This window comes from Streptomyces sp. NBC_01214 (genome assembly GCF_026340975.1).
Taxonomy (GTDB): domain Bacteria; phylum Actinomycetota; class Actinomycetes; order Streptomycetales; family Streptomycetaceae; genus Streptomyces.
In genome coordinates this window covers 332738-357584 of record NZ_JAPEOS010000003.1, presented here as the reverse complement: position 1 = coordinate 357584, position 24847 = coordinate 332738, and the positions used below count along the sequence as shown (strand labels likewise).

Annotated in this window: 16 protein-coding genes; all 16 read right to left on the bottom strand. The window is 74.5% G+C overall.

The features are described from left to right. Positions 1-10: 10 nt before the first annotated feature. A complete protein-coding gene (locus tag OG594_RS37820) occupies positions 11-1291 on the bottom strand; it encodes an ATP-grasp domain-containing protein (RefSeq protein ID WP_266606930.1) in 1281 nt (426 codons plus the stop codon). Positions 1292-1317: 26 nt separating this feature from the next. Then, positions 1318-2157 carry a TauD/TfdA family dioxygenase gene (locus OG594_RS37815; protein ID WP_266606929.1) on the bottom strand — a complete coding sequence of 280 codons (840 nt, stop codon included), beginning with the start codon at positions 2155-2157 and terminating at the stop codon, positions 1318-1320. Continuing rightward, positions 2139-3395 carry an MFS transporter gene (locus tag OG594_RS37810; protein ID WP_266606928.1) on the bottom strand — a complete coding sequence of 419 codons (1257 nt, stop codon included), beginning with the start codon at positions 3393-3395 and terminating at the stop codon, positions 2139-2141. Before OG594_RS37810 ends, OG594_RS37815 begins: the two co-directional genes overlap by 19 nt. After that, complete coding sequence (locus tag OG594_RS37805) at positions 3385-4797, bottom strand: FAD-binding oxidoreductase (protein WP_266606927.1); 1413 nt, start codon at positions 4795-4797, stop codon at positions 3385-3387. The genes OG594_RS37810 and OG594_RS37805 overlap by 11 nt, the downstream gene beginning before the upstream one ends. Continuing rightward, the gene (locus OG594_RS37800) at positions 4794-5006 is read right to left on the bottom strand and encodes a ferredoxin (RefSeq protein WP_266606926.1); all 213 of its coding nucleotides are present in this window, start codon (positions 5004-5006) and stop codon (positions 4794-4796) included. Before OG594_RS37800 ends, OG594_RS37805 begins: the two co-directional genes overlap by 4 nt. Positions 5007-5154: 148 nt before the next feature. After that, positions 5155-6384, bottom strand: coding sequence for a cytochrome P450 (locus OG594_RS37795; protein ID WP_266606925.1), 1230 nt, complete (start codon positions 6382-6384; stop codon positions 5155-5157). Next, the gene (locus OG594_RS37790; RefSeq protein WP_266606924.1) at positions 6381-12941 is read right to left on the bottom strand and encodes a non-ribosomal peptide synthetase; all 6561 of its coding nucleotides are present in this window, start codon (positions 12939-12941) and stop codon (positions 6381-6383) included. The genes OG594_RS37795 and OG594_RS37790 overlap by 4 nt, the downstream gene beginning before the upstream one ends. Then, positions 12938-13363 carry a nuclear transport factor 2 family protein gene (locus tag OG594_RS37785; protein WP_266606923.1) on the bottom strand — a complete coding sequence of 142 codons (426 nt, stop codon included), beginning with the start codon at positions 13361-13363 and terminating at the stop codon, positions 12938-12940. Before OG594_RS37785 ends, OG594_RS37790 begins: the two co-directional genes overlap by 4 nt. Next, on the bottom strand, positions 13360-15558 hold the full coding sequence (locus OG594_RS37780) for an aminotransferase class III-fold pyridoxal phosphate-dependent enzyme (RefSeq protein ID WP_266606922.1): 2199 nt from the start codon (positions 15556-15558) through the stop codon (positions 13360-13362). The genes OG594_RS37785 and OG594_RS37780 overlap by 4 nt, the downstream gene beginning before the upstream one ends. Before the next feature lie 1025 nt (positions 15559-16583). Further along, complete coding sequence (locus OG594_RS37775; RefSeq protein WP_266606921.1) at positions 16584-18500, bottom strand: beta-galactosidase; 1917 nt, start codon at positions 18498-18500, stop codon at positions 16584-16586. Further along, the gene (locus OG594_RS37770) at positions 18497-19534 is read right to left on the bottom strand and encodes a zinc-binding dehydrogenase (RefSeq protein ID WP_266606920.1); all 1038 of its coding nucleotides are present in this window, start codon (positions 19532-19534) and stop codon (positions 18497-18499) included. The genes OG594_RS37775 and OG594_RS37770 overlap by 4 nt, the downstream gene beginning before the upstream one ends. Continuing rightward, positions 19531-20574, bottom strand: a complete 1044-nt coding sequence (locus OG594_RS37765; protein ID WP_266606919.1) for an inositol monophosphatase family protein — start codon at positions 20572-20574, stop codon at positions 19531-19533. Before OG594_RS37765 ends, OG594_RS37770 begins: the two co-directional genes overlap by 4 nt. After that, a complete protein-coding gene (locus OG594_RS37760; protein WP_266606918.1) occupies positions 20571-21839 on the bottom strand; it encodes an aspartate aminotransferase family protein in 1269 nt (422 codons plus the stop codon). The genes OG594_RS37765 and OG594_RS37760 overlap by 4 nt, the downstream gene beginning before the upstream one ends. 255 nt (positions 21840-22094) lie before the next feature. After that, positions 22095-22901, bottom strand: coding sequence for a GPP34 family phosphoprotein (locus OG594_RS37755; RefSeq protein WP_266606917.1), 807 nt, complete (start codon positions 22899-22901; stop codon positions 22095-22097). After that, a complete protein-coding gene (locus OG594_RS37750) occupies positions 22898-23500 on the bottom strand; it encodes an HAD family phosphatase (RefSeq protein ID WP_266606916.1) in 603 nt (200 codons plus the stop codon). Before OG594_RS37750 ends, OG594_RS37755 begins: the two co-directional genes overlap by 4 nt. Positions 23501-23518: 18 nt before the next feature. Beyond that, positions 23519-24754 carry a sugar MFS transporter gene (locus OG594_RS37745; RefSeq protein WP_266606915.1) on the bottom strand — a complete coding sequence of 412 codons (1236 nt, stop codon included), beginning with the start codon at positions 24752-24754 and terminating at the stop codon, positions 23519-23521. Between the last annotated feature and the right edge of the window lie 93 nt (positions 24755-24847).

Below are 24847 nucleotides of genomic sequence, written 5' to 3'. Positions count from 1 at the left end.
GCGGACGCGGTCAGTTCGGGGCGAGGCGGAACACGTCGTCGGCCAGCAGCCGGATGCGGCGGTGGTCGGCGAGGAGTTCCTCCGGGCCGTCCCCGGTGAGGAAGACCCGCAGCGGGCTGGACAGCAGGTCGGTGGTGGGCCGCATCCGGTCGCCCGGGGCCAGCCGGGGCACCGCCAGGTGCACGGAGTCCAGGGCGCGGATCCGGGCCAGGGCGTCCTCGTCCACGGCCTCGACGAGACCGCCGCGGGTGGTGCGGACGTGGACGACCATCCCCTCCCGGTGCTTGCGGTACAGGCTGTCGCCGGGGTGCCGCCGCCGGTACTCCTCGGGGCGTACGCAGGCGAGCGCGAGCAGGTCGGCCTGGTTCCCGTCGAGGCACGCGTCGTGGTGGCCCGGGTCCATGATGCCGTCGAGCCGTGCGCCCACCTCGACGAGCACCGGCCCGGCGGCCGTCATCATGATCTCCGCGTGGGCGGCGCCGAACCGGATGTCCAGGGCGTCGAGGACGGTGTCCAGGTAGGTGACGAGGGGTTCGACCACCCGCGCGCCGGGGTCGATCAGGACGTCCCGGTCGTAGACCGGCCGGGTCCCGACGAGGGTCTTGTCGTAGCGCCAGACGCCGCACACGTGCCGTGCGCCGCCGGGGCCCCTGACCACGTCCACGATGTACTCGGTGCCGTCCAGGAAGGACTGTGCGAGCAGCTCGTCGTTGTGCCGGCCGAAGATGTCCCGGCTGCCGAGGATCTCGGCGGCGGCGGCGCGGACCTCCCGCGGGCCGCGGCAGACGGAGACCTTGTCCGTGGAGGCCGAACTGAGCGGCTTGACGACGACCGGGTAGCCGGTGGTCCGCGCCCAGGAGAGCACCTCCTCGACGTCGCCGGACTTCAGCTGGTCGGCGCAGCGGATGCCGGCGGCGCGCAGCGCCTCGATCATGCGGTACTTGTCGCGGCGCAGCGCGGAGGTGGCCGACGGGTTGCCGGGCAGGCCCAGCAGTTCGGCCGTCCGGTCGGCCGGCGGGACCCCGGTCTCCTGGCCGGGCAGCACCCCGCACGGGTGGTAGGAGGCCAGCTCCCGCACCGTACGGGCGGGGTCGGCCGCGTCCTGGACCACGTTGGCCAGGTACGGGCGCAGGTCCGGCGGGGGTACGCAGTCCAGGAACTCGGGCGTGCTCTGCAGGTGCACGACGTCCGCGCCGAGCCGGCGGAAGGCGGCGGGCAGGTACTTGCCGACCGAGTAGCCGTCGACGATCACGCCGACGGACGCGGCGGCGGAGGTGGCGGCGGAGGGCATGGCGGATCCCCTCTTCGCGGGCGCGCTCACGCGGCGGCGACGCTGACGCGGTGGACGGTCCGGGAGACGCCGGGCGGCAGGTCGGTGGCGACGTGGTAGGTGGTGTCGGTCTTCCACAGCAGCAGGTCGTGCGGGGTCCAGCGGTGGGTGTACGTGCGGTCGGGGTCGGCCAGGAGGGTGTCGACGAGGTCGAAGAACTCCTCGTTCTCGTTGGCGTCGAGGCCGACGACCCGGTCCATGTAGGCGCGGGAGCCGTACAGGAAGCGGCGGCCGGTGTGCGGGTCGCGGCGGACGACGGGATGTTCGACGGCCGGGTACTGACGGGCGACGAGGGCGCGCACCTCGGCGATGGACAGGCCCACGTGCTCGGGCGCGATCCGCTGCTGCTTGGTGAGGGTGTGCAGCCCGATGCGGTCCCAGAGCAGTTCGTGCCACTCCTCGGGCAGCCGGTCGTAGACGTCGGCGGCGCTCGCGAAGACGGTGTCGCCGTGCCCCTCGGGCACCTGGACGCCGTGCAGCACGGTGTAGGCGGAGGGATCGGCGTCGAAGGAGGAGTCCTGGTGCCAGAAGTGGCCGACCCGCTCGATCCCGATCGGCCGGCCGGCCTTGCGCTCGTTGGACGAGACGAGGATCTCGGCGAACTCGGGGTGGCGCCAGTCGGCGAGCAGGAAGGGGACGGGCCGGCCGATGCGGGCGGCGAGGCCGATCTGCTGCTGGGGGGTGAGGTCGATGCCGCGGACGACGACGAGGTCGTGCTGGTGCAGGGAGTCGACGACGTCGGCGAAGACCTCGGGGCGGGTGAGTTCGGTGTGGGTGAGTCCGGTGTACTCGACGCCGATGAAGGGGGTCAGGGCGCGCTTGTGCACGGTTCCTCCTTGTGCCAGGTGTACGGGTGGGTGCGGGCGGCGAGCAGCAGCAGGCCGGCGGCGCAGACCGCCGTTCCGGCGGCCGCCCAGGGGGCGCCCGGGTGACCGGGGGCCGAGAGGTGCAGGGCGAGTTGCGGGGCCGCGATGAAGGCCAGGTTGACGCCGCTGGAGTACAGGCCCATGGTGCGCTCGGCGGCCGGGCCGGAGAGCCGGCTGACGTAGTCGAGCAGGCCGGGGAAGACGACGATCTCCCCCGCGGTCCACACGAGCGTGGCGAGCACCAGCTCCGGCCCGGTGTCGGCCAGGGCCATGAGCAGGAACCCGGCGCCCGCGAGGGCGTAGCCGATCAGCAGGGTCGCCAGGTGTCCGACGCGTGCCGTGCGGATGTTGAGCGGTACCTCGAACAGGACGATCCCGACGGCGTTGACGGTGAAGACGACGCCGGCCCAGTAGCCGGGCAGGCCGAGGCCGACGATGACGTAGGCGCCGACGAAGACCGAGGGCAGTGCGTAGGCCAGCTGGATGGGCAGCGAGAGGCCGAACACGGTCCAGAACCGGGTGCGTTCGGCCGCCGTCGGGCGAACGGTGGCGCGCGGGGCGGCGGCCTCCTCCTTCGGACCGCTCCCGCCGGTGCCGGTGTCCGCGTACGGTCCGACACCGGCCGGCCGGTGTGCGCGGCGCAGGTGCAGGAACGCCGCGGCCGCCAGGACGCACAGGGCGTTGGCCCAGAACACGGAGTACGGGTCGAGCGCGTAGAGCAGGGCCCCCAGGAGCGGGCCGGCGGACAGTCCGAGGTTGATGGCGAGGCGGTAGCAGGAGAACGCGACCTTGCGCTGCTCGGGCCGGGTCCCGGCGATCGTGGCCGCGTACGCCGCCGGGGTGACGATCTCGTACGCGAACCCCCAGACCAGCACCCCCGCGACGAGCGCGGGCAGGCCGTGCAGCAGCGGCACCACCGCGACCGCGGCGGCGCCCAGCAGGAAGCCGCCGCGCATCAGCGCGTACGGGTGCAGCCGCCCCAGGAGCCGTCCGGCGGCCAGGTCCGCGGCGAGGGCGCCGATCCCGAAGGCGGTGACGACCAGGCCCGCCCCGGCCGCGTCCAGGCCTCCGCCGCCCAGCAGGTGGGGGGTGAGGAAGGGGTAGGCCATGGTGCCGGTGCGAAAGAGCAGGGTGGTGAGGAACAGGGTCCGCAGGGGTGGGGCGAGCCCGGCCACGGTCCGCAGGGTCTCAACCGGCACGGCGGTTCCCGGCCGGCCGGGAGGCGAAGACGGCGCCGGGGTTGAACAGGCCCGCCGGGTCGAGCGCGTCCTTGATGCCCCGGTGGACGCGCAGCGCCACCGGTCCCAGTTCGCGTTCCAGCCAGTCCTGCTTGAGCTTGCCGACCCCGTGCTCGCCGGTGATGGTGCCGCCGAGGGACAGGGCGAGAGCCAAGATCGCGTCGAACGCCGTCCGGGCGCGGGCGTACTGCTCGGTGTCGGCTCCGTCGTAGAGGACCGTGGGGTGCATGTTGCCGTCGCCCGCGTGGCCGACGACCGCGACGGTGAGCCCCGCGTCGGTGCCGATCCGCGTGCAGCCCTCGATCAGTTCGGCGATGCGGGTACGGGGCACCGCGACGTCCTCGGTCATGCAGGCGCCCCGGGCTTCGAGGGCGGCGAGGCTCACCCGGCGGGCGCGCAGCAGCAGGGCGCCCTCCGCCGGGTCCTGCGTGGCGTGCGTGTACACCGCGCCCGCCTGGCGGAACACGCGTTCCATGTGGTCGAGTTCGGCTTCGCGGGCGGCTTCGGGGGCGTCGGACTGGCACAGCAGCAGGGCTTGGTCGCCTTCGCCGACGAGTTCGGTGCCCAGGTAGGCGGAAGAGGCGCGCAGCGCGGTCGCGTCCATGATCTCCATGAGGGAGGGCACGAGGCCGGCCCGGACGATCCGGTTGACGCTGGCGCCGGCCTGGGCCACCGAGTCGAAGGCCGCGATGACGGTGCCGGGCGCGGCCGGCAGCGGGCGCAGGGCGAGGGTGGCCCGCGTGATGATGCCGAGGGTGCCCTCGCTGCCGACGAGGAGGCGGGTGAGGTCGTAGCCCGCGACGCCCTTGACGGTGCGGCGGCCGGTGCGCAGGAGGGAGCCGTCGGCGAGGACCGCTTCCAGGCCGAGGACGTAGTCGCCGGTGACCCCGTACTTGCCGCAGCACAGGCCGCCGGCGTTGGTGGCCAGGTTGCCCCCGAGGGTGCACGTGTCGAGGCTGGAGGGGTCGGGCGGGTAGTACAGGCCGTGGGCGGCCGCGGCCGTCTTCAGGTCCTGGTTGACCACGCCCGGCTCCACGACGGCGAGCCGGTTGTCCGGGTCGAGTTCGAGGATCCGGTTCATCCGCGTCGTGACCAGGACGATGCAGCCGTCGACGGCGTTGGCGGCGCCGGTCAGGCCCGTTCCGGCGCCCCGGGGGACGAGGGGGACGCCGGCCGCCGCACAGGCCCGTACGCATGCCCGCACCTGCTCGACCGAGGCGGGCAGGACCACGGCGAGCGGCCGGCCGTACGGGGCCAGCGGCATCATGTCGTGGGCGTACCCGGAGGTGGCGTCCGGGTCGGTGACCAGGGCGCCGTCTCCGTCGAGGGCGGCGCGCAGGGCGTCCAGGAGGGCGGCGGTCATGCGGGCCGCCCGTCGGCCCCGGTGACGAGGATGGCCCGGGCGGGGCACAGGTCGGCGGCTTCCAGGACGGCGTCGGCGAGGTCCTCGGCCGGCTCCGGGTCCAGCAGCAGGACGACGCCGTCGGCTTCGTCCTGGTCGAAGACCGTGCCGGCGGACAGGACGCAGTGGCCGGCGCCGACACAGCGCTCGGGATCGAGGGTGACCTTCACGGGGTCGGCTCCTTCGGGGCGGGGGACGGACGGCGGCCGGACGGTACGGGGCGGCCGGGCGGTACGGGGCGGCCGGGCGGTACGGGGCGGCCGGGCGGTACGGGGCGGCCGGGCGGTACGGGGCGGCGGCCCGTGCGCGGTGGTGGGGTCACCAGGTCACGGGCAGGGCGTGCACCCCGTACACGGCCATGTCGGACTTGAAGCGGATCTGCTCGACGGGCACGGCGGTGCGCAGCGTCGGGATCCGGCGGGCCACGGCGGCGTAGACCTCCTGGAGCTCCACCCGGGCGAGCGCCTGGCCCATGCACTGGTGGGGCCCGTAACCGAAGGCGAGGTGGCCGTGGGCGCGGGCGGTGGGGTCGAAGTCCTCGCCGGCGGGGAAGCGTTCGGGGTCCCGGTTGGCGACGTTGATGGCGGCGACGACGCCCTCCCCGGCCCGGACCAGCCGGTCGCCGACCCTCACGTCCTCGACGGCGATCCGGCGGATGCCGCGCTGGACGACGGTGAGGTGGCGCAGCATCTCCTCGACGGTGCGGGCGGGCCGTTCGGGGTCGTCGTCCGCGCCGAGGGCGGCGAAGTGGCCGGGGTGGCGCAGCAGGGTCAGCACCCCGAGGGAGATCATGTTGGCGGTGGTGTCGTGGCCGGCGGTGAGCAGCAGGAGGGCCATGGCGGCGAGTTGGCGCCGGGTCATGGTCCCGTCGGGCCGGTGCCGGGCGGCCATGCGGCCGATGAAGCCGTCCTGCGGCTCCCGTTCGTTCGCGGCGACGAGTTCCTCCAGGTAGTCCTGGAGGGCCTGCCGGGCGGCGGCGGCGCTCTCGGTGGTGCCGGCGACGACGTTCATGGTGTGGGTCAGACCGCGGAAGAGCTCGCGGTCCTCGAAGGGCACCCCGAGGAACTCGCAGATGACGGTGAGCGCGACGGGCAGGGCCAGGTCGGCCACGAGGTCGGCCTCCGTGCCGCGGAGCATGCGGTCCAGGCAGCCGTCGACGACGGCGCGCACGGCCGGGCTCCACTGCTCGGCCCGTTTCACGGTGAACTCGCCGAGCACCAGGCGCCGTACGGCGTCGTGCTCGGGGTTGTCCATGACGAGCAGGGTCGGTTCGACGGCGGTCTCGGCGAGGGCGACGGCGCTGGACAGCGGGTAGCCGGGGCGGCTCTTGTCCGCGCTGAAGCGGGGGTCGGCGAGGACGGTGCGGGCGTCGTCGAAGCGGGTGAACAGCCAGGGGCGGACCCCGTTCCACAGCGTCACGCGGGGCACGGCGCCCGCGTCGCGGATGTCGGTGGCCTCCCGCGGCGGGGCGAACGGGCACTGCCGGCCCATGGGGTAGTGCGGGTCGGCCGTCGGGGCGGTCTGCGGGTCGGTCGTCGGGTCGGTCATGCGCGGGTGCTCCGGTCGAGGTTCTGCCACCAGCGGCCGACGAGGGCGTCGTCCAGGGCGGGCGGGGAGATGCCGTGGGCCCGCAGGGCTGCGAGGGTGGCGTCGTTGCGGTGGTCGGGGAGGCGGGCGTCCGGGTGGTCGCGCAGGTCCCGGAAGTACTCGCGGTAGGCGAGGGCGGGCAGCGCGGTGCCGCCGGCTTCGGCGTCGGCCAGGCGGCCGAGCCAGGTGCCCAGCGGGACCGCGGGGGTGGTCCGGCCGGTACGGCGGTCGTGTACGGCGTGCAGTGCGGCCAGTGGCGTCCGCCGGGGGTGGTGCAGGTGGTGGACGGTGCCCGGGGCTCCCTCGGCGAGGGCCAGGGCGACCAGGGCCCGGGCCATGGTGTCCACGGGCAGTGCGTCGGTGGCGAGCCGCGGGTCGTCGGGGTGGCAGCCGAGGGCGGTGGAGGTGACGAGGAGCCGGCTGAGGAAGTCGTCCTCGCTGACGGCTCCCGTCGTGCTGCCGCCGGCCCGGCCGAGCCGGTAGATCCGGGCGTCGGCGCCGCGTTCGAGGGCCTGGGCGACGAGGTGCTCCGCGGCCCACTTGGCGGCCGCGTAGCCGCGGCCCCGGGGGTGGCGTTCGGCGGCGGCCGGGGTGGCCTCGGTGATCGTGCGCGGGCGGGCGCCGCCGGGGCCGTCGCGGAACACGCCGAGGGTGGAGACGTGGTGGAAGCGGGCCGGGCGGCCCTCGGCGCAGATCCGCAGGAGTTCGGCGGTGCCGCCCACGTTGGCGGCCGCCAGGTGGTGGAAGCCGGACACGTGGTGGACTTCGGCGCCGAGGTGGAGGACGGTCCTCGCGCGCAGGACGTGCTCCCGGTGGGTGCCGTCGAGGCCCAGGCCGGGACGGGTCAGATCACCGGGGACGGGCACGATCCGCGGGTCCGAGGCGTCGGGGCGCAGCCCGTGGCGGCGCAGGGCGGCGGACAGCCGCCGGCGGGCGGCACCGGTGTCCGCGGCCCGGACCAGGCACAGCACCGGGCCCGTGGTGCGGTCCAGCAGCTCGGCGAGGACGTGGGAGCCCACGTATCCGGTGGCTCCGGTGAGCAGGACGGCGTCGTGCGGGTCGAAGGGGCCGGGGCGGTCGGGGAAGACGATGGCGGGGTCGAGCCGCGCGTCGTCGGGCCCCACGGGCCGGGCCCCCGCCGGGACGGACCCTTCCAGCAGTCGGGCCACCTCCCGTACGGTCGGCGCGGCGAGGAAGTCGGCGACGGCGATCCGGACGCCGTGCTCCCGCTCGATGCGGCCCAGGAGCCGGATGACGCGCAGGGAGTGGCCGCCCTGTGTGAAGAAGTCCTCGTCCGGGGAGCCCACCGGCCCGCCCAGCACGTCCTCCCACAGGGCGAGCAGCCGCCGCTCGGTCCCGTTCGGGGAGCCGTCGGCGGCTCCGTCGCCGGGCTGCGGCCGCTGCCTGCGCACGGCGGCCAGGTGGGCGGCGAGCGCCGGCCGGTCGGCCTTGCCGTGGCTGCCGGTCGGGATGGCGGGGACGGGCACGGCCAGCCGGGGCACCATGTGGGCCGGGAGCAGCCGGGCCAGGTGGGCGCGGGCGTCCCGGGGGGCGGCCGTGCCGACGTAGCCGACGGCGAGTTCGGTATCGGCACCGGGGTCGAGGAGGACGGCGACGGCCTCCCGGACACCGGGGTGTTCGGCGAGCGCGGCCTCGATCTCCCCGAGCTCGATGCGGAAGCCGCGCAGCTTGATCTGGTGGTCGAGCCGGCCCAGGTAGTCGATCGATCCGTCGGACAGCCGGCGCACCCGGTCACCGGTGCGGTAGCAGCGGCCGGCGGCGGGGAGTGCGGGATGGGTGGTGAACGATGCGTCCGTCCGCTCGGGGTCGCCCAGGTAGCCGTCGCCGAGTCCGGCGCCGGAGAGCCACAGTTCGCCGGGCACGCCGGTGGCGGCGAGCCGTCCGTGGCGGTCCACGACGTGGGCCGCGGTGCCGGACAGGGGGGTGCCCACGGGCACGCGGGCCCGGGCGTCCGCGGGGTCGGCCCGGTGGGTGGTGGCCAGGATCGCCGCCTCGGTCGGGCCGTAGCCGTTGACGACGACCCGGTCCGCGGCGAAGTGACGGGTGTCGTGGACGTCCGCGGGCTCGCCGGCGACGAGCAGCACGCGTACGCCCGCCAGGTCGGGGCGGTCCAGGGCGCGCAGCAGGGAGGGCACGGTCACCATCACGGTGACCCCGGCGGTGCGCAGGGTGCGGGTCAGGGCCGGGCCGTCGGCGCGGGTGGCGTCGTCCGCGTACACCAGGGTGGCGCCGGAGACGAGCGGCATGAACTGCTCGAAGGCGGCCACGTCGAAGCCGGGCGAGGTCAGTTGGAGCCACACGTCGTCCGCGGTGAAGGGGTGCCGGTCGAGGCAGGCGAGGAGGGTGTTGGCGACCGCGCGGTGGGAGACGGCGACGCCGCGGGGGCGCCCGGTGCTGCCGGAGGTGTAGATGACGTACGCCGGGGCGGCGGGATCTCCGGGGTGTGCGGCGGGCGGAGTCGGCGCGCCGGGGGCGGTGAGGGCCTCGATGTCCAGGACGGGCGGGCCGGAGCCTTCCGCGCCCGGTCCGAACAGCGTGTCGGCGGTGTCCTTGGCGCAGACCAGCGCGCCGGCACCGGCGTCGGCGATGCAGTGGCGCAGCCGCAGCGCCGGGTACGCCGGGTCGAGCGGCACGTACGCGGCCCCGGCCTTGAGCACCCCGAGGAGGGTCGCGGCGAGGAGCGGGGAGCGTTCGAGGCACACGGCGACGCGGTCGCCGGGCCGGATCCCCCGGGTGGCGAGGCGGGCGGCCACGGTGTCGGCGAGCCGGTCGAGTTCGGCGTAGGTGAGGCTGGTGTCGGTGCCGACGACGGCGGCCTTGTGCGGGTGGGCGGCGACCTGGCGGGCGACGAGGGCGGGCAGGGTGGTCCGCGCCGCCCGGGGGCCCGGCTCCGGGGCGCGGCTCAGCCGCTCGTGCTCCCCCGGTTCGTACAGGGTGACGCCGCGCAGTGGCGGGTCGCCGTCCGCGAGGCGGTCGAGCACGGCGGCCAGCTGGCCGGCCAGCCGCTGTGCGGTGGCACGGTCGTAGAGGTCGGTGCTGAACTCGATCTCGATGTCGAGTCCGTCGCCCTCCTCCTCGAAGGTGAAGGACAGCTCGAAGGTCGCGGTGTCGCGGTCGCCGGCGTCCCAGGGTGCGGTCCGGGCGCCGGGCAGCTCCAGCGGACGCGGGCGGCGCTGGCGGTGGTTGACGACGGCCTGGAAGGGGACGGTCGCGCGGCCGGGGGTGGTCGGGGCGAGTTCCCGGCCCACGGCCTGGAAGGGGACGTCCTCGTGGTGCAGGGCCTCGGTACAGGCGGCCCGGACGCGGGCGAGCAGGACACCGGCCGTGGTGTCCGCGTCCGCCTCGATGCGGACGGGGAGCAGGTTGACGAAGCAGCCCACGAGGTCCTGTGCCCCGGCCCGGTTCCGCCCGGCGGACAGGGTGCCCAGGGTGAGGGTGTCGCGTTCGGTGTGGGCGGCCAGGACCGTGTAGACGCCGGCCAGGCCGAACATGTACGGGCTGACGCCGTGCCGGCGGGCGGCTTCGGCGTGGCGGGCGTGCTGCGCGGCGCCGATCCGCAGCCGCACCCGGTCGCCGGATCCGCTGAGGACGGCGGGGCGGGGGCGGTCGGTGACCAGGTCGAGTGCGGCGGCGCCGCCGTCGAGCGCGCCCTGCCAGAACCGGGTCGCGGCGGTGAGCCGTTCGGGGCGGGGCGCGAGGGAGCGGCGCAGGTGCTCGGGGTAGCCCCGGTCCAGGGGCGGCAGGTCCGCGGCCGGGTCCGCGTAGAGGGCGGACAGCTCGGACGTGAAGAGGTCCAGGGACCAGTCGTCGGCGATGGCGTGGTGGACGGCGAAGTGGAGCAGCGCGCTCCGGGCGTCCAGGGTGAGCAGCAGGGTGCGCAGCAGCCGGGTGCCGTCGGCGTCCGGCTCCGCCGTGCGGTGCTCGGCGGCCAGGGCGCGGGCCAGGGCCTGGCGTTCGCCGGCCGGAACGCCGGTGAGGTCGATGTGGCGCACCGCCGCGCCCGGGTCGGCGGTCAGGCTCTGGCGCCAGCCGTCGGCGTCGCGCCGTACGACGGTGCGCAGGGCGGCCTGGCGCCTGCCGAGCAGGGTCAGGGCGTTCCGTAGCCGGGCCGGGTCGAGGGGACCGTCGACGAAGTACCCGCGTCCGATGACGTAGCGGCCGGTGCTCCCGGTGGCCTCCTGCTCGAACCAGATCCCCTCCTGGGCGGGCGACAACGGCAGCCGGCCGGTGTCCGCCCCGGGGGCGGACGGGGCGGGGGCGGCCGGGGCGGTGGTGGCCACGCGGGCCGCCAGGGCGCGGATCGTCGGGGTGGTGAAGAGGTCGGCGATCGTCAGGACCACGCCCTGGTCGCGTTCGAGGCGGGCCAGGATCGCCAGAGCGGACAGGGAGTCGCCGCCGGCGGCGAAGAAGTCGGCGTCCGGGCCGACGGCGCGGCCGAGGACGGCCTCCCAGTGCGCGGAGACGGCGCGGAGTACCGCCGGGGCGGAGGCGGCCGGAGCCGGGCCCACCGCGGGCGCGCGGTCGGCGAGGGCGGCGAGCAGACGGCGGTCGGCCTTGCCGTTGGCCGTGGTCGGCAGCTCCGCGAGCACGGTGACGACGGCCGGAACCGCCGGTCCGGGCAGAACCCGGGCGACGTGCGCAACGAGGCCGACCGCGTCGACCGGGGCCGGGGCGACCTGATCGCCCAAGGCCTGGGGAACCGCGTCGGCCATCGCCGAGACGACCGGATCGGCCGGGGCCGGGGCGACCGGGTCGGCCGGGGCCGGGGCGACCGGGTCGGCCGGGGCCGGGACCACCGCAGCGGCTGCGGCCCGGGCAACCGCATCGGCCGGGGCCGGAACGGAAGCATCGGCAGAAGCCGGGACGAACGGGTCGGTCGAGGCCGGAACGACCGCGTCGGCCGAGGCCGGAACGAACGGGTCGGCCGAGGCCGGGACGAACGCGTCGGCCGAGGCCGGGACGAACGGGTCGGCCGAGGCCGGAACGAACGCGTCGGCCAAGGCCGGAACGACCACGTCGGCCGGGGCCGGGGCAGGAGTGTCGGCAGACGCCGGGGCGGGAGTGTTGGCAGACGCCGGGGCGGTGGGGGTGGGGGCGCCGAGCGGTGTCAGGGTCACGTACGCGGCCAGTCGGCGGGCGTTCGCGGCGCCGTACGGGACCACGACCGCCTCCCGGACCGCCGGGTGGGTCCGCAGCGCACGTTCGGCCTCGGCCGGTTCGACGCGGTGGCCGCGGATCTTGACCTGGTCGTCGAAGCGCCCCAGGAAGGCGAGTTCACCGCCGGGGAGCCGGCGGACCCGGTCGCCCGTCAGGTAGGCGGTGCGGCCGGGCCGGCCGGGCTCGGGGACGAACCGCTCGGCGGTGCGCTCCCGCTCACCGCGGTAGCCCTGGGCGACGCCCGGGCCGCCGATGCAGAGTTCGCCCTCCTCGCCGGGCGCGGCCGGGGTGCGGTCGGGGCGCAGGACGTGGGCGGTGGCGCCGGCGATGGGGCGGCCGATGGGCACGTCCTGCCAGGCGCCGTCCCAGTCGTCCGGGCCGTCGAAGGTCTGCCAGCAGGCGTAGACCGTGGTCTCCGTGGGCCCGTAGCCGTTGACGATCCGGCAGCCGGGCAGCTCGCGCAGGGCGGTCCGTACCGCGTCCGCGTCGGCCCGGTCGCCGCCGGAGATGCACAGGCGCAGCCCGCCCAGGTCCGCGGTGATGTGTTCCATGGCCAGCCGGAACAGGGGGGCGGCCAGCCGCAGGACGGTCACGCCGTGGCGGGCGCACTCCCGGCCGATGTCGTGCACTCCGGGCCGATCGGACCGCGGGAGCACGAGCCGGGCGCCGTTGAGCAGGGCGCCCCAGATCTCGAAGACCGAGGGGTCCACGTGGAGCGGGGCGAGCTGGAGGACCGTGTCGGCGGAGCTCAGCCCGGCCTCGGGGGCGTACGCCAGCGCGAGGACGGAACGGTGCGCGACCCGGACGCCCTTGGGGGCGCCGGTGCTGCCGGAAGTGTGGATGACGTAGGCCGTCGACTCGCCCCCGAGGGCGTACAAGGGGCCCTGGCCCGGGTCCGGGTCCGGGCCCAGGTCCGCGTCCGCGTCCGGATCCGAGGCCTCCTCCTCGATCGGCAGGACCGTCACTCCCGCGGGCAGGAGGGCGCGCAGCCGCGCGGTGTCCTGCCCGGCGGCGAAGACGGTGCGCAGGTGGTTGTCGAGGACGAGCGCGCGGATCCGCTCGTCCGGCGCGTCGGGGTCCAGCGGCAGGTACGCGCCCCCGGCCAGCACCGTCCCCAGCAGGGCGGCGATGGTGCCGGGCGAGCGCCGGGCGCAGATCCCGACGCTCTCTCCGGCGGCGGTGCGGCCGGCGAGGCGGCGGGCGGCGGCCGCGGCCCGGGCGGCGAGTTCGCCGTAGCCGATCCGTAGGTCGCCGTGGATCAGGGCGGTGCGGTGGGGGTGGGCCCGGGCCACGGCGGTGAAGGCCGCGCCGAGGGTGGTGGCGGTGGTGGTGGTGTTCACGGGGCCGAGGTCACCTCCTGCGGGTCGCGTTCCAGGGCCTCGACGACACTGGCGGTGTCGAAGAGGTCGAGGTAGCGGGAGATGAGTCCGTCGCGGACGGTGAAGACGTTCATCCACTGGGCCTCGTAGCGTGCGCCGTTGGCGAGGACGTGGGTGCGGCTCACGCCCAGGACCACGACGCGGTCCCCGGCGTCGAGGTAGTCGTAGGCCTCGCACTCCTGGACCCGGATCAGCTCGCGGACGATGGCGAAGAACGCCCGGAAACCCTCGACGCCCCGGTAGACGCCGGCCCACGGCAGCGAGGCGGGGCCGTGGTAGACCCATTCGAAGTCGGGGGCGAGCAGCGGCTCGATGTCGGCGAGGCGGCCCTCGTCGAACAGCCGGAAGAAGGTGCGGATCACTTCGACGTTCTGCGTGCTCATACGGTGCTCCTCGAAGGTGCGGGGGTGCGGGACGGGCCGGGCTTCAGCAGGCCGGACAGGCGTTGGCCGAGCCGGAACAGGGCGGCGTGGGCCACGAGCCGGGCCGGGCCGGTGCGGGAGAGCCTGCGGGCGCCGCGCATGACCTGGAAGACCTCCCGCTCGGTGGCGGTCAGGGGCAGCAGGAACACGTCGTAGACGACGAACGCCCGGGCGCGGGTGATCCACCAGAGGATGAGGGCGTACGTCATCCGCTCGCCCTCGGGGTCGACCAAGCGGCCGAGCGCTCCGGGGACGCGTGGTTCGAACCGGCCGAGCATGCCTTCGGCGAAGCGGCGGCCGATCACTCCGCGCGGCCCGGTGTCCATCGCGGCGAGTCCGGCGGCCACGAGGTCCGACAGGGCCCGGACCCGTTCGGGCAGGCCGAGGGCGTCGACCTGGCGGATGGCCTGGAGGGCGAAGTGGGCGCCCAGGGCGTGGGCGTGGTGGGTGCGCAGTTCCTCGACCAGTTGCGGGTTGGCCGCGCGGGCGGCGTCGTACACCTCGTCGGAGACGAGGGCGGCACCGGTGGGGAAGCAGCCGTAGCTCAGGGCCTTGGACAGGCTCATGAGGTCGATGTCGGGGAGCCGGCCGTGGTGGGCGAAGCGGGTTCCGCAGCGGTAGTAGGACGTCAGGACCTCGTCTACGCCGACGAGGTAGCCCTGTTCGGCCCGGCCCGCGGTGACGGCGTCGAGGAGGGGTCCGGGGATCGGGGCGTAGGCGTCGGAGCTGCCGTGGACCAGTTCGATCCACACGAGTCCGATCTCGCCGGTGGCCGCCTCCTTGCGGAAGTCGTCGACGGCGTGCGGGGTGAAGGGGTCGATGTAGCGGATGTCGTCGTAGAGGGGGCCGAAGGGCGCGCGGGTGCGTTCGGCGGCGGTGGCCAGCAGGGAGACGAGGGTCTTGCCGCCGTAGTTGTGCTTGAAGACGACGATGCGGCGCTGCCTGCCGGGGCGGGCGAGACGGGCCAGGGTGATGGCGCTCTCGACCGCGGACGCGCCGCTGACGGCGGGGAAGGCGTGGGGCAGGCCGGTTTCGCGGGCCAGGACCCGTTCGAGCTCGCGGACGTGGTCGTGGGCGGGGTCGTGGTCGCGGACGACGTCGGTCAGCGCGTCGGCCGGGTTGTGGCCGGCCACGCCGAGCCCGGCCCCGCACAGTCCGTCGACCAGGTCCAGTTCGCGGCCGGAGTCGAGGCGGACGGTGAGCCGGGAGCCCTTGGCGCGGACGACGTTGAGCGCGCCGTGCAGCTTGCGGTGCATGCGGACCGCCATCGGGTTCACGTGGCGGGCGTACAGGTCGAGGGCGGCCTGCCGGTCGGCGGCGGCCGCCGCGAGGACGCGGTGCACGGGGGCGGCGGCGTCCCAGCGGGGGCGCAGCCGGGCGCTGACGGCGCGCATGGCGACGCTGTTGCCGCCGTAGGTGTTGGAGTGCAGGAACCCGGTCTTCGGGGTGGTCCACGGCGCGAACGTGTCGTGGGTGCCGGTGAAGGCGCCGAACGGGACCTCGTACCCGGTGAGGGATTCGCCCAGGACGACGAGGTCGGGGCGCAGGGCGGTGACGGCGGGGTCCGCCGGGCTGTCCGGGGCGACGTCGCTGAGGTCGACGACGACGCGGGCTCCGGTGGCGCGTGCGGTACGGGCGAGTTCGACGACGGCGGCCAGGGCGCCCGCGTCGAGGAGTTCGGGGGCGCGGACGACGAGCCCGCACACGGTCGTGCCGTGCAGGGCGGTGTGCAGGCCGGCGACGGTGGTGTGGGTGAGGAGGCCGGGGGCGAGGGCGCGGTCGGGGCCTTCGCCGAGCGGGTCGGTGCGGCGGGCGAGGGTGCCGTCGGGGTCCAGGACCAGGACGCGGCCCCGGTGGGCGGCGGCGGTCGCGGCGGCGCGGTGGCGCAGGAGTTTGACGGCGCCGTGCAGGGCCTCGTAGCGGGAGTTGGCGAAGAAGCTGCGGTAGTGGGTGCCGGGCGGGCGGCCGCCCAGTTCCCTGACGAACTCGCTGACGAGGTGGCCGGCCTGGGCGGACTCGGGGGACACGAACCAGGACGGCATGGCGAAGACGGGCTGTTCCTGCGCGATGAGGTCGGCCAGGATGCCGAGGGTCTGCGGGCCGGCCGGGCGCAGGTGCGGTGCCGGGCCGGGGGCGGCGTGGGGGTTCGTGTTCATGACGCCATCTCGCTCGTGGGAGGAGTCCCGGCGGCGGGTGTCCGCGGGATCGCTGCGCTTCTTGCGGGGTGCGGGTGCGGTGCCTTGCGGGGTGCGGGGTGAGCTGCGGGTGCGGGTGCGGTGCCTTGCGGGGCGCGGGGTGAACTGCGGGTGCGGGTGCGGTGCCTTGCGGGGCGCGGGGTGAACTGCGGGTGCGGGTGCGGTGCCTTGCGGGGCGCGGGGTGAACTGCGGGTGCGGGTGCGGTGCCTTGCGGGGCGCGGGGTGAACTGCGGGTGCGGGTGCGGGCTGCCGAGGTGGGTGGGCGACGGGGTCACCGCCAGGCGGAGAGGGCGACGGCCCGGGACCCGGCGAGCCCGGGGCGACGGGGTCACCGCCAGGCGGAGAGGGCGACGGCCCGGGACCCGGCGAGCCGGTGCCGGAAGCACTGCCGGGCAGCGCCCGTTGAGGCACCGCGAGCCGGCGACACCGACAGCGCAACCACCGCCGGACAGGGCTGGCGGAGCCGACAGCGGACCGCCACCAGGGAGATCCCGTCCCGGCACCGCGAACCGGCGAAGCCGACAGGCGACCCGCCCCGGACAGAGCCCGTCCCGGCACCACCCGGTGGAAGCCGACAGCCGGACCGCCACCAGGCAGGTTCCGTCGTGGCACCGCCCGGCAGGGCCGACAGCGCAACCACCGCCGGGCAGAGCCAGTCGAGGCACCACCCGGCGAGGCCGACAGCCGGACCGCCACCAGGCAGGTTCCGTCCCGGCACCGCGACCCGGCGGAGCCGACAGGCGAACCACCGCCGGGCAGAGCCAGTCGAGGCACCACCCGGTGAAGCCGACAGCCGGACCGCCACCAGGCAGGTTCCGTCGTGGCACCGCCCGGCAGGGCCGACAGCGCAACCACCGCCGGGCAGAGTCCGTAGAGGCAGCGGGTCCGGTGCGGCCGGCGGACGGACCGCCGCCGGGTGGAGCCCGTCGCGGGGCCGGGCGGCGGGGGGCGCGCTGTCAGGTACGCTTCCCCGCCGCCCGGGTTCTCAGGAGGCCCGGACGCGCGTCGCGTCGGCCTGCTCGCCGCCCCAGACGAGGGCGGCGGGGGTGGCGGACGGCTCCTCGGGGGTGGCGAGCCATCCCACGAGTGCGCCGTCGCGGGTGACGAGGACCGCGGCGGACCCGGCGGGCAGGTCCAGCGTCCAACCACCGCCGGTGCCCATGCCGGTGACCCGCTCGTCGGCGTCGGTGGGGTTGAAGGCGCCGATGACGCGGACCCCGGCGGGGCCGGACCGGCTCAGGACGCGGGCCCTGCCGTGCTCCGTGGTCCAGCGCGGACCGGCCGGAGCCGGCAGCGCGTCGGCGAACGCGGCGAGGAACGCGGCGGCCGCACCGTCCGCGGACGCACCGGCCGGCAGCGTCAGCTCGCCGGGGCCGTCGCCGCCGGGGTGCCCGGCCCGCAGCACGGCGACGGGGACGGGGCTGCCGTCGGCGGCGCGGGCCGGCCGCTCGTCGAGCCAGCCGAGCCCGATCAGCCGTCCGGAGTCGGCCAGTTGGCGGTGCACGGCGTCGGCGAGTTCCGCGAGGACGGTGCGGCCGGTGCGCTGCCAGGCGCCGGCCTCGGGCAGGGCCCGGTCGACGAGGACCACCGCGTCGCGGTCCAGGACGGAGCCGGCCAGCAGGTCGCCGTGGCGTTCGAGGAACGCGGCCAGCAGCCGCAGGCCCTCGGCGTTGGCCTGGTGGGCACCGCCCTCGGCGAGCGGTGCGCCGGGGGTGTACGGCGGTGCGTGCAGGGCGGGGTCCACCCCTTCGGCGCGCAGCCCGTCGGGGTCCATGTCGACCAGCGGGCCCCAGTTCTCCGTGGCGCAGGCGGTGTAGACGCTGACGGTGGTGGAGCCGAGCAGGAGGGCCAGCAGGGCGTTGAAGACGGGGGTCGCCGGCCGGGCGAAGGACTCGTCGGTCCAGGTGAACCCCCAGTTCGCCTCGACCACGTCGGTGCCGCCGAGGAGGATCCCGGCCAGGTGGGAGCCGAAGGCCTCGGTCTCCCGGGCCGGGTTGCCGATCCATTCGGTGTGGCCGACGAAGTACCCGGAGCCCTGCACGGCCCGCTGCCGGGCGGCCCAGGCGTCGAGGGCGGCGCGCGGTGCGCCGACCGCGGTGAGGGGGACGTTGGCCAGCCGGGCCGGACCTTCGGGGAAGAGCGCGGAGATCCGGTCCCACAGGTCGACGATGGCGTGCCCGGACCAGCGCGACCACTGCTGTCGCGTGGCGCTGGTCCACCGGGTGACGTCCTCGGTGGCGAGGGCGGCTTCGTCGGGCAGGCCGCGTCCGGTCAGCCAGCGGGCGAAGGCCCGGCGGGCGGCCGGCGAGGCGTCCTGGGCGTCCACGGGAAGGTGGGCGTCGCCGCAGGTGCCCTCGTTGCCGAGCTGGAGGGCGACGACGGGGCCGTGGGGGGCTGCGGCCCCGGCGACGACCTCGTCGGCGACGGCCTTCAGCCACGCCTCGGTCTCGGCCTGGACGGCCGGGTCGAGGAGGCTGGGCAGCGGCTTGCCCTGGGAGGTGAGGACCGTGCCGTCCAGACCCTGGTACGGGGTGTGTCCGGGGCCGCACAGGCGGTCGGGCAGCCCGCCGAGCTGCACCTCGGCGTGGATGAAGGGGCCGGGTTTGAGGAGGACGCCCAGCCCGGCGGCGGCGGCCAGCTCCAGCAGTCCGACGACGTCGCGCTGCGGGTCGGTCTTCCCGGTGAAGTCGAAGGGGCGGTCGCTCTCCTGCGCACCCGTCTCGTGGAAGCGCCACGGGAGGTAGCAGGAGACGACGTCCACGCCCAGGGCCCGCAGTTCGCGCAGGTCGGCGCCCCAGTGGGCGGGGGCGGCCCGGTAGTACGGGTACTCGCCGACGACGACGGGCCGGGTGGTGCCGGGGACGAGCGCTCCGGCGAGCGTGGTGCGCGGGGTCGGGCTCATGCGGCCGCTCCGTCGTGCGGGGGTACGAGGACGACCTTCAGGGCGGTGTACTCGGCGCCGGGGACGGCGGCGAGGGCCTTGAACGCCTCTTCGTGGTCGGCGAGGGCGAAGCGGTGGGTGACCACGCGCTCCAGGGGCAGCTGCCGGGCCAGCTCGACGGCCTTGGGGAAGATCATGCTGTTGTAGTCGCCGGCGCCGATGATCTGCAGGCCGCGCTGGAGCAGGGTGAGCGGCCGGACGGTGGCGGAGGCGTTGCTGTTGAAGCCCATGACGACGACGCGGCCGCGCACGGCGGCGTAGCCGATGCTCTGCTCCAGGAGGTTGCCCACGGAGTCGACGACGAGGTCGCCGCGTTCGGTGAGGGCGGGGTCGTCCGGGGTGTGGACGGTGACGCGGCCGCCGAACTCGGGGGCGTCGAAGATCTCCTGGCCGAGCCGGCCGCGTACCGGGTCGGGTTCGACGAGGAGGACCGTGGCGCCGTAGCGCTGGGCAGCCATGGCGGTGACCACGCCCATGGGGCCGCCACCGACGACGACGGCGGTCTCGCCGGCCGCCAGGCGGCCGGCCTCGATGTTGTTGAGTGCGCAGGCGAGCGGTTCGACGACGACGGCGCGGTCGAAGTCCATGTCCTCGGGGATCGCGTGGCAGAAGAGCTCGGGGAGGCGGACGAACTCGGCGAAGGAGCCGTCGTAGTCCAGGCCCACCTCGGTCCCGGCCTTGCGGCCGCAGAAGTTCCAGTGGCCTTCGAGGCAGGTGGGGCAGTTGCCGCAGTACAGGGTGGGGTTGACGATGACCCGGTCGCCGATGGCGAAGCGGGTGACGCCCGGGCCCGTGGAGTCGACGACGCCGACGGCCTCGTGGCCCATGACGACACCGGTCTCGGCCGGGAACTTGCCGACGAGGACGCTGCGGTCGGTCCCGCAGATGCCGCTCTGGGTGACGCGGATGACGACGTCGTCCGCGGCCAGCGGCTCCGGCTTGGGGTGGTCGACGAGGGCGAGCGTGCGGTCGGCGGTGAGCGTCAAGGCCTTCATGATTCCTCCCTCACGGGCGCGGCGGCGGCGCGGCCCAGGTCCCAGCGGATGGTGTCGAGGAGCTGCTTGTGGAGTTCGGGGGTGGCGGCGGCGATGCAGGACTTCTGGTTCATCGGGCCGAGGTCGACCAGGGAGGTGCTGCCGAGGTCGTCGCCGTAGGCGTCCGTGATGACGACGCCGGCCTGCCGGGCGAGGTAGACGACGGCGGCGATGTCGTAGGGGAAGAGGTGCAGGATCGAGCCGCGGCCGACCCGCAGGAACGCCTCTTCGGTGTCCGGGTGGTCGCGCAGCACGCGGTTGCCGATGTCGACGTAGGCGTCGAGCTGGCCGGTGATGATGCGGGAGATGGAGAAGGTGCTGCTGTTGAAAACGAAGATGCCGCCGGTGTTGGCCGAACTGTCCACGAGGTGGCCGTACGCCGCGGTCATCAGGTCCATGGGGTGGCCGTTGAACTCGATCGACCAGAACATGTGGGTCGGGTCGGTGTTCCGGCTCAGCCGCGGGACCGGAGTGGCGAATCCGCCGCTGTCGAGGCCGTCGGTGTCGTCGCCGTAGAGCCATGCGCCGCTCTTGATCTCGACCAGGCAGGCGGCGTCGACGTCGGCGAGGGTGGGCTTGCCGTCGCCGTAGGGGGCGGCCGCGATGGACACCATGCCCATTTCGAGGCCGGCCGAAGTGGGGCGGGTGCCGTCGATCGGGTCGACGACGAGGAGGACCTGCGGCTCGGGGGCGAGCTCCACGTAGGAGCCGTCCTCGGTGTAGAGGGCCGCGGGGACGTGGGCGTGCTCGCGCAGGTAGTCCAGTACAGCCTGCTCCGCCACCTCGTCGACGTCGAACTGGGCGTCGCCGCCGGGCGAGTCGCCGTGGACGCTGCGCTCGCGGCCGGTGGCCTCGTAGGCGAGGAGTTCGGCGCGGACGTGCTGCCCGAGCGAGGTGAGCAGCCGCTTCATCGGGTTGTCGCCGGTCGCCGGGTTGTCGCCGGTCACCGGGTTGTCGCCGGCCATCGGGTCGTGGCCGGTCATCGGGTTGTCGGCGGTCATCGGGCCAGCTCCGCGAGGAAGAGGTTCTCCAGCTTGTCGCAGACCTCCTCGGCCTGGTCCATGGTGAGGATCAGCGGCGGGCGGATCTTGAGGACGTTGCCGTAGCCGTAGCGCGAGGTGCGCAGGATCAGGCCGTGCTCCATGGCCTTGGTGGCCAGGTGGTTGGTGAGCTTCACGGCGGGCTTGCCGTCGGCTTCGGCGATCTCGAAGCCGATCATCAGTCCGACGCCGCGGACGTCGACGATCTGCGGGTAGCGGCGCTTCATGTCGTCGAGGCGCTGCATGATGTAGTCGCCCGTGCGGGTCACGTTCGCCAGAAACTCGGGCTGCCGCACGATGTCGAGGGTGGCGTTGGCCGCAGCGGCGGCCAGCAGGTTGGCGCCGTAGGTGAACGAGTGGTGGTTCGCGGGGAGGCCGGCGAGCCGCTCGTTGGTGATGATGGCGGCGACCTGCGCGCCCGATCCGCCGAGGCCCTTGGCGGTGGTGATGGCGTCGGGTTCGACGTCGAAGTACTGGGCCGCGAACATGTGGCCGGTGCGGCCGATGCCCGTCTGGATCTCGTCGAATATGAGGGCGATGTTCTGCTCGTCGCAGAAGGCGCGCAGTTTCTGCATGTAGCCGTCCGGCGGAACGATGTTCCCGCCGTTTCCGGAGATCGGCTCGATGAGGACGGCGGCGACCCGGCCCGAGCTGGCGTAGTCGACGAAGTCCTCCAGCCGGTCCACGCACATCATCCCGCAGGAGCCCTCCTTCTGCCCGTAGAAGCAGCGGAAGCAGTACGGGTCGGGGACCTGGAGGCTGCCGGGAAAGAGGTTGGGGAACGGCTCGCGGCGGAACGCGTTGCCGGACATCGACGTCATCATCATCGTCTGTCCCACGTGGCTGCGGAACAGCGTGATGACCTCGGACTTGCCGGTGGCCATCTGGGCCATCTTGATGGCGCCCTCATTGGCCGCGGAGCCGCCGGAGACCTTGGGGTGCACCTTCGTCAGGTTGTCCGGGGAGACCTCGACCAGCCGCTGGACCAGGCCGTTGACCGGCTCGCTCTGGTAGGAGGAGGTGATGTGGACCACCTTGTCGAGCTGGTCCTTCATCGCGGCGACGACGGCCGGGTGGGAGTATCCCAGGCTCAGGTTGAAGGTCGCCGACGCGCAGTCGAGGTAGCTCTTGCCGTCCTCGTCGTAGAGGTAGACACCCTCACCCCGCGCCATCTTGTAATCGCTGACGGGGTAATAGATGTGCTCGGTAACGTCCTTGGTTTCCATCGGTCCCTCTCACACGGGTCGTTCGAGACGTCAACACGTCGAAAAATGGACGGCGGATTTGCAACTCACGTCCAATGGAAAAGAATTCGGATACGGCGATGTGATGCCGGTGGGGGGCGGCCCGGATACTTCACCCGTTGGAGACAGGGATCTCGCGGCAGCGCCTTCCCTTTCATCTGATCACATTCCAACTCGGCGTGACAAGTGGCCATTTGGAGATGTAGATCTCTTTACTCCCTTTGCCGTCCGGTTTCTCTAGCCGGGAAAGGCGAGAGCGCCGGCGGAGCCGCTCAGGGAACGGGACACGGCCGTCGCGGCGCGCGCGACGGGCAGCCCCGCGGGCCCCAGCGCGGCCACGGCCCGCAGGGTGCGCCTGGACGCCTCGTCCCGGGAGAGGGCGGGCCAGCACAGGTCGTGCAGTCCGGACGCCGCGAGCAGGGCGCCCGCGGCCACCGCGTGGAGGGCGGAGCGGTCGGGCTCCGCCACCGCCCCCCGCACCCGTTGCAGCGCCTCGCGGGGCCGGATCCCGGCGCGCCGTCCGGGCGGTTCGGCACCGCCCGGGAGCAGTCCGGGGCGGGGGGCGGCGAGCGCCTCGGGACCTGGGCCGTCTCTTTCGGATCTTGCCGGGCCCGCGACGCCCGGCACCGCACCTGGCCGCGTTGTCGGGGCGCCCGAGTACGCCCAGTACACGGTGCGCACCTCCGCCTTGCCATGCTTCCCCTCGGCCCTGCGGGCCTGGGGAGACCCCATGGCACCGGACGCCGTGGGCTCGGCCGACAAGATCCAAAAGAGACGGCCCAGGCGTTCCACCCAGTCGGTGGGCGCCCGGTCCCGGGGGGAACGCTCGACGTGCGCCAGGAAGGCGTCCAGCACCGGGTCGCCGCGGCGGCCCCGGCCGGTCGGCCGGACCCGGTCTTCGTACAGGTCCAGCCGGCCGGCCAGCACACCCTGGAGCAACAGCGCACCGGCGAGGCCCCGGCCGGTCTCGGCCGCGCGGCGCGGCGGCGGGAAGTCGCCGTGCGCGGCGGCGCACAGGGCGTAGAGCTGCGCGGGGGCCGTCACGTCAACGCCGCCTCCAGCGCGCCCAGTAGTTCTTCCGGCGAGGTGAACACGTGCCCCTGGAGGCCGAGTCTGCGTGCCGCGGCCACGTTCTCGTCCCGGTCGTCGACGAACAGGACCTCTTCGGGCGGCAGTCCGAGTGCCTGGACGCACCACTCGTAGGCGGCGGGTTCGGGCTTGGCGCTGCCGATCCGGCAGGAGAGTCCGCGGACCGCGAACCGCTCCAGCCACGGCTGGGTGGCCTCGTACCGGGCGGCCAGGTCCTCGGGGATGTTGGAGAGGAGACCGAGCACGAGCCCCTTGTCGGCGAGGAGGCCGAGCAGGTCCACCATGCGCGGGTCGATCTCGCTCCAGCTGGCGAGGTCGGCAGCGGTCAGTTCCTCGGTCAGCCGCCCGTCGAGCGGGACGTCCAGGTGCGCGAAGACCGCCTGCCAGTAGCCGGGCCCGGTGACCTCGCCGCGGTCGTAGGGGGGCCGTTCGGACCAGTACGCCGCCCAGAAGCGGTCGGGGTCGGCCCCGGCCGTGCGTTCCAGGACGGCCGTGGACTCGGGCGACTGGACACGAGCGATGACACCGAACATGTCGAATAGGACGGCTTTCATCCTTCGGTTCCTCACGTTCTACGGGTTCAGGGGGGCGGTGACGGCGTCCGTACGCCCGGAGTCGCGCGGGCCCGGCACGCCACCGGGGTCGGGGGCGTTGCGGCGCAGCCACAGGCTCAGCACGCCGCAGACGACGGCGAGCAGGAACAGCAGGAGCGGCACCGTCTTCACCTCCATCGTGTCGATGACGGCGCCGAGCAGCGGCGGGAACGCCACGCCGCCGATCATCGAGGCGGCGATCACGTAGGCGCCGGCGGCTCCCACGCCGGGCACGGCGCGGTTCAGCCAGGGCAGGCAGGTCGGGAAGATCGGCGCGATCATCAGGCCGACGCCGAAGTACGCGTACGGGGCGAACGCCGGGACCGTCGCCAGGAGGAGGAAGCCGGCCATGCCGATGCAGCAGACGAGGAGGATCGACGGCGCGGACCAGCGCAGGCTGATCGGCGCGGCGACGAACCGGCCGAGGGTCATGGCGGCCCAGTAGGCGGAGGTCGCGGTCGCGGCGGTGGCGGCCCCGTACCCGACGGCTTCGAGGTGGGTGGGCTCCCAGCCGCCGACGCCGGTCTCGATGGCGACGTGCAGGACGTAGATGCCGATGAACACCGCGATGATCGGGAGCACCCGGGCGCCTCCTGCCGGGGCGCCGTCCACGGGGGCCGGGGCGGGCTCCCGAGCGGCCACCCCGCCGAGGGTCACGAGGATCAGCAGGCTGATCACGCCGGTGCCGACGAAGATCTCCGGATAGCTGTCCGCGCCGAGCCAGCCGATCAGTGCGGGGCCGGCGATCGCGCCGATGCCGAAGTGCCCGTTCAGCAGGTTGAGCATGGCGGTGCTGCGGTGGCCGAAGCCGACGGCGAAGAGCTGGTTGAGGCCGTAGTCGATGCCGCCGAAGCCCAGGCCGATGACGAACGTGCCGGCGAGGGCGAGGGCCCAGCTCGGGGAGAAGGCGAAGGCGGCGGCGCCGAGCGCCATCAGCACGTAGGAGCCGCCGAGCAGCACCCGGTTGTTCAGGCGGCCCCGCAGGAGGTGGTAGATCAGCACCCCGAGGAGGGCGCCGACGAAGTGGGCGCTGAGGCTGAGCCCGGCCACGGCCGGACTGATGCCGAACTCGTCGCGCAGGGCCGGGATCGCCGGACCGTAGAGCGCCTGGAGGGCGCCGATCACCACGAACGCCAGGCACGAGGCGACGATCGCGACGGTGGTGAGGAGGGGTTTCCCTCCCTCTGGCAGGTCGGCCTCAGGGCTGGCGGTCATGGCTCTCCTCATTGGTCATGGCCGAATGAACACGATCAACGTTCACAGCAGCAGGAAGTCCCCACTACTTCACTCAAGCTACACACCGCGAAT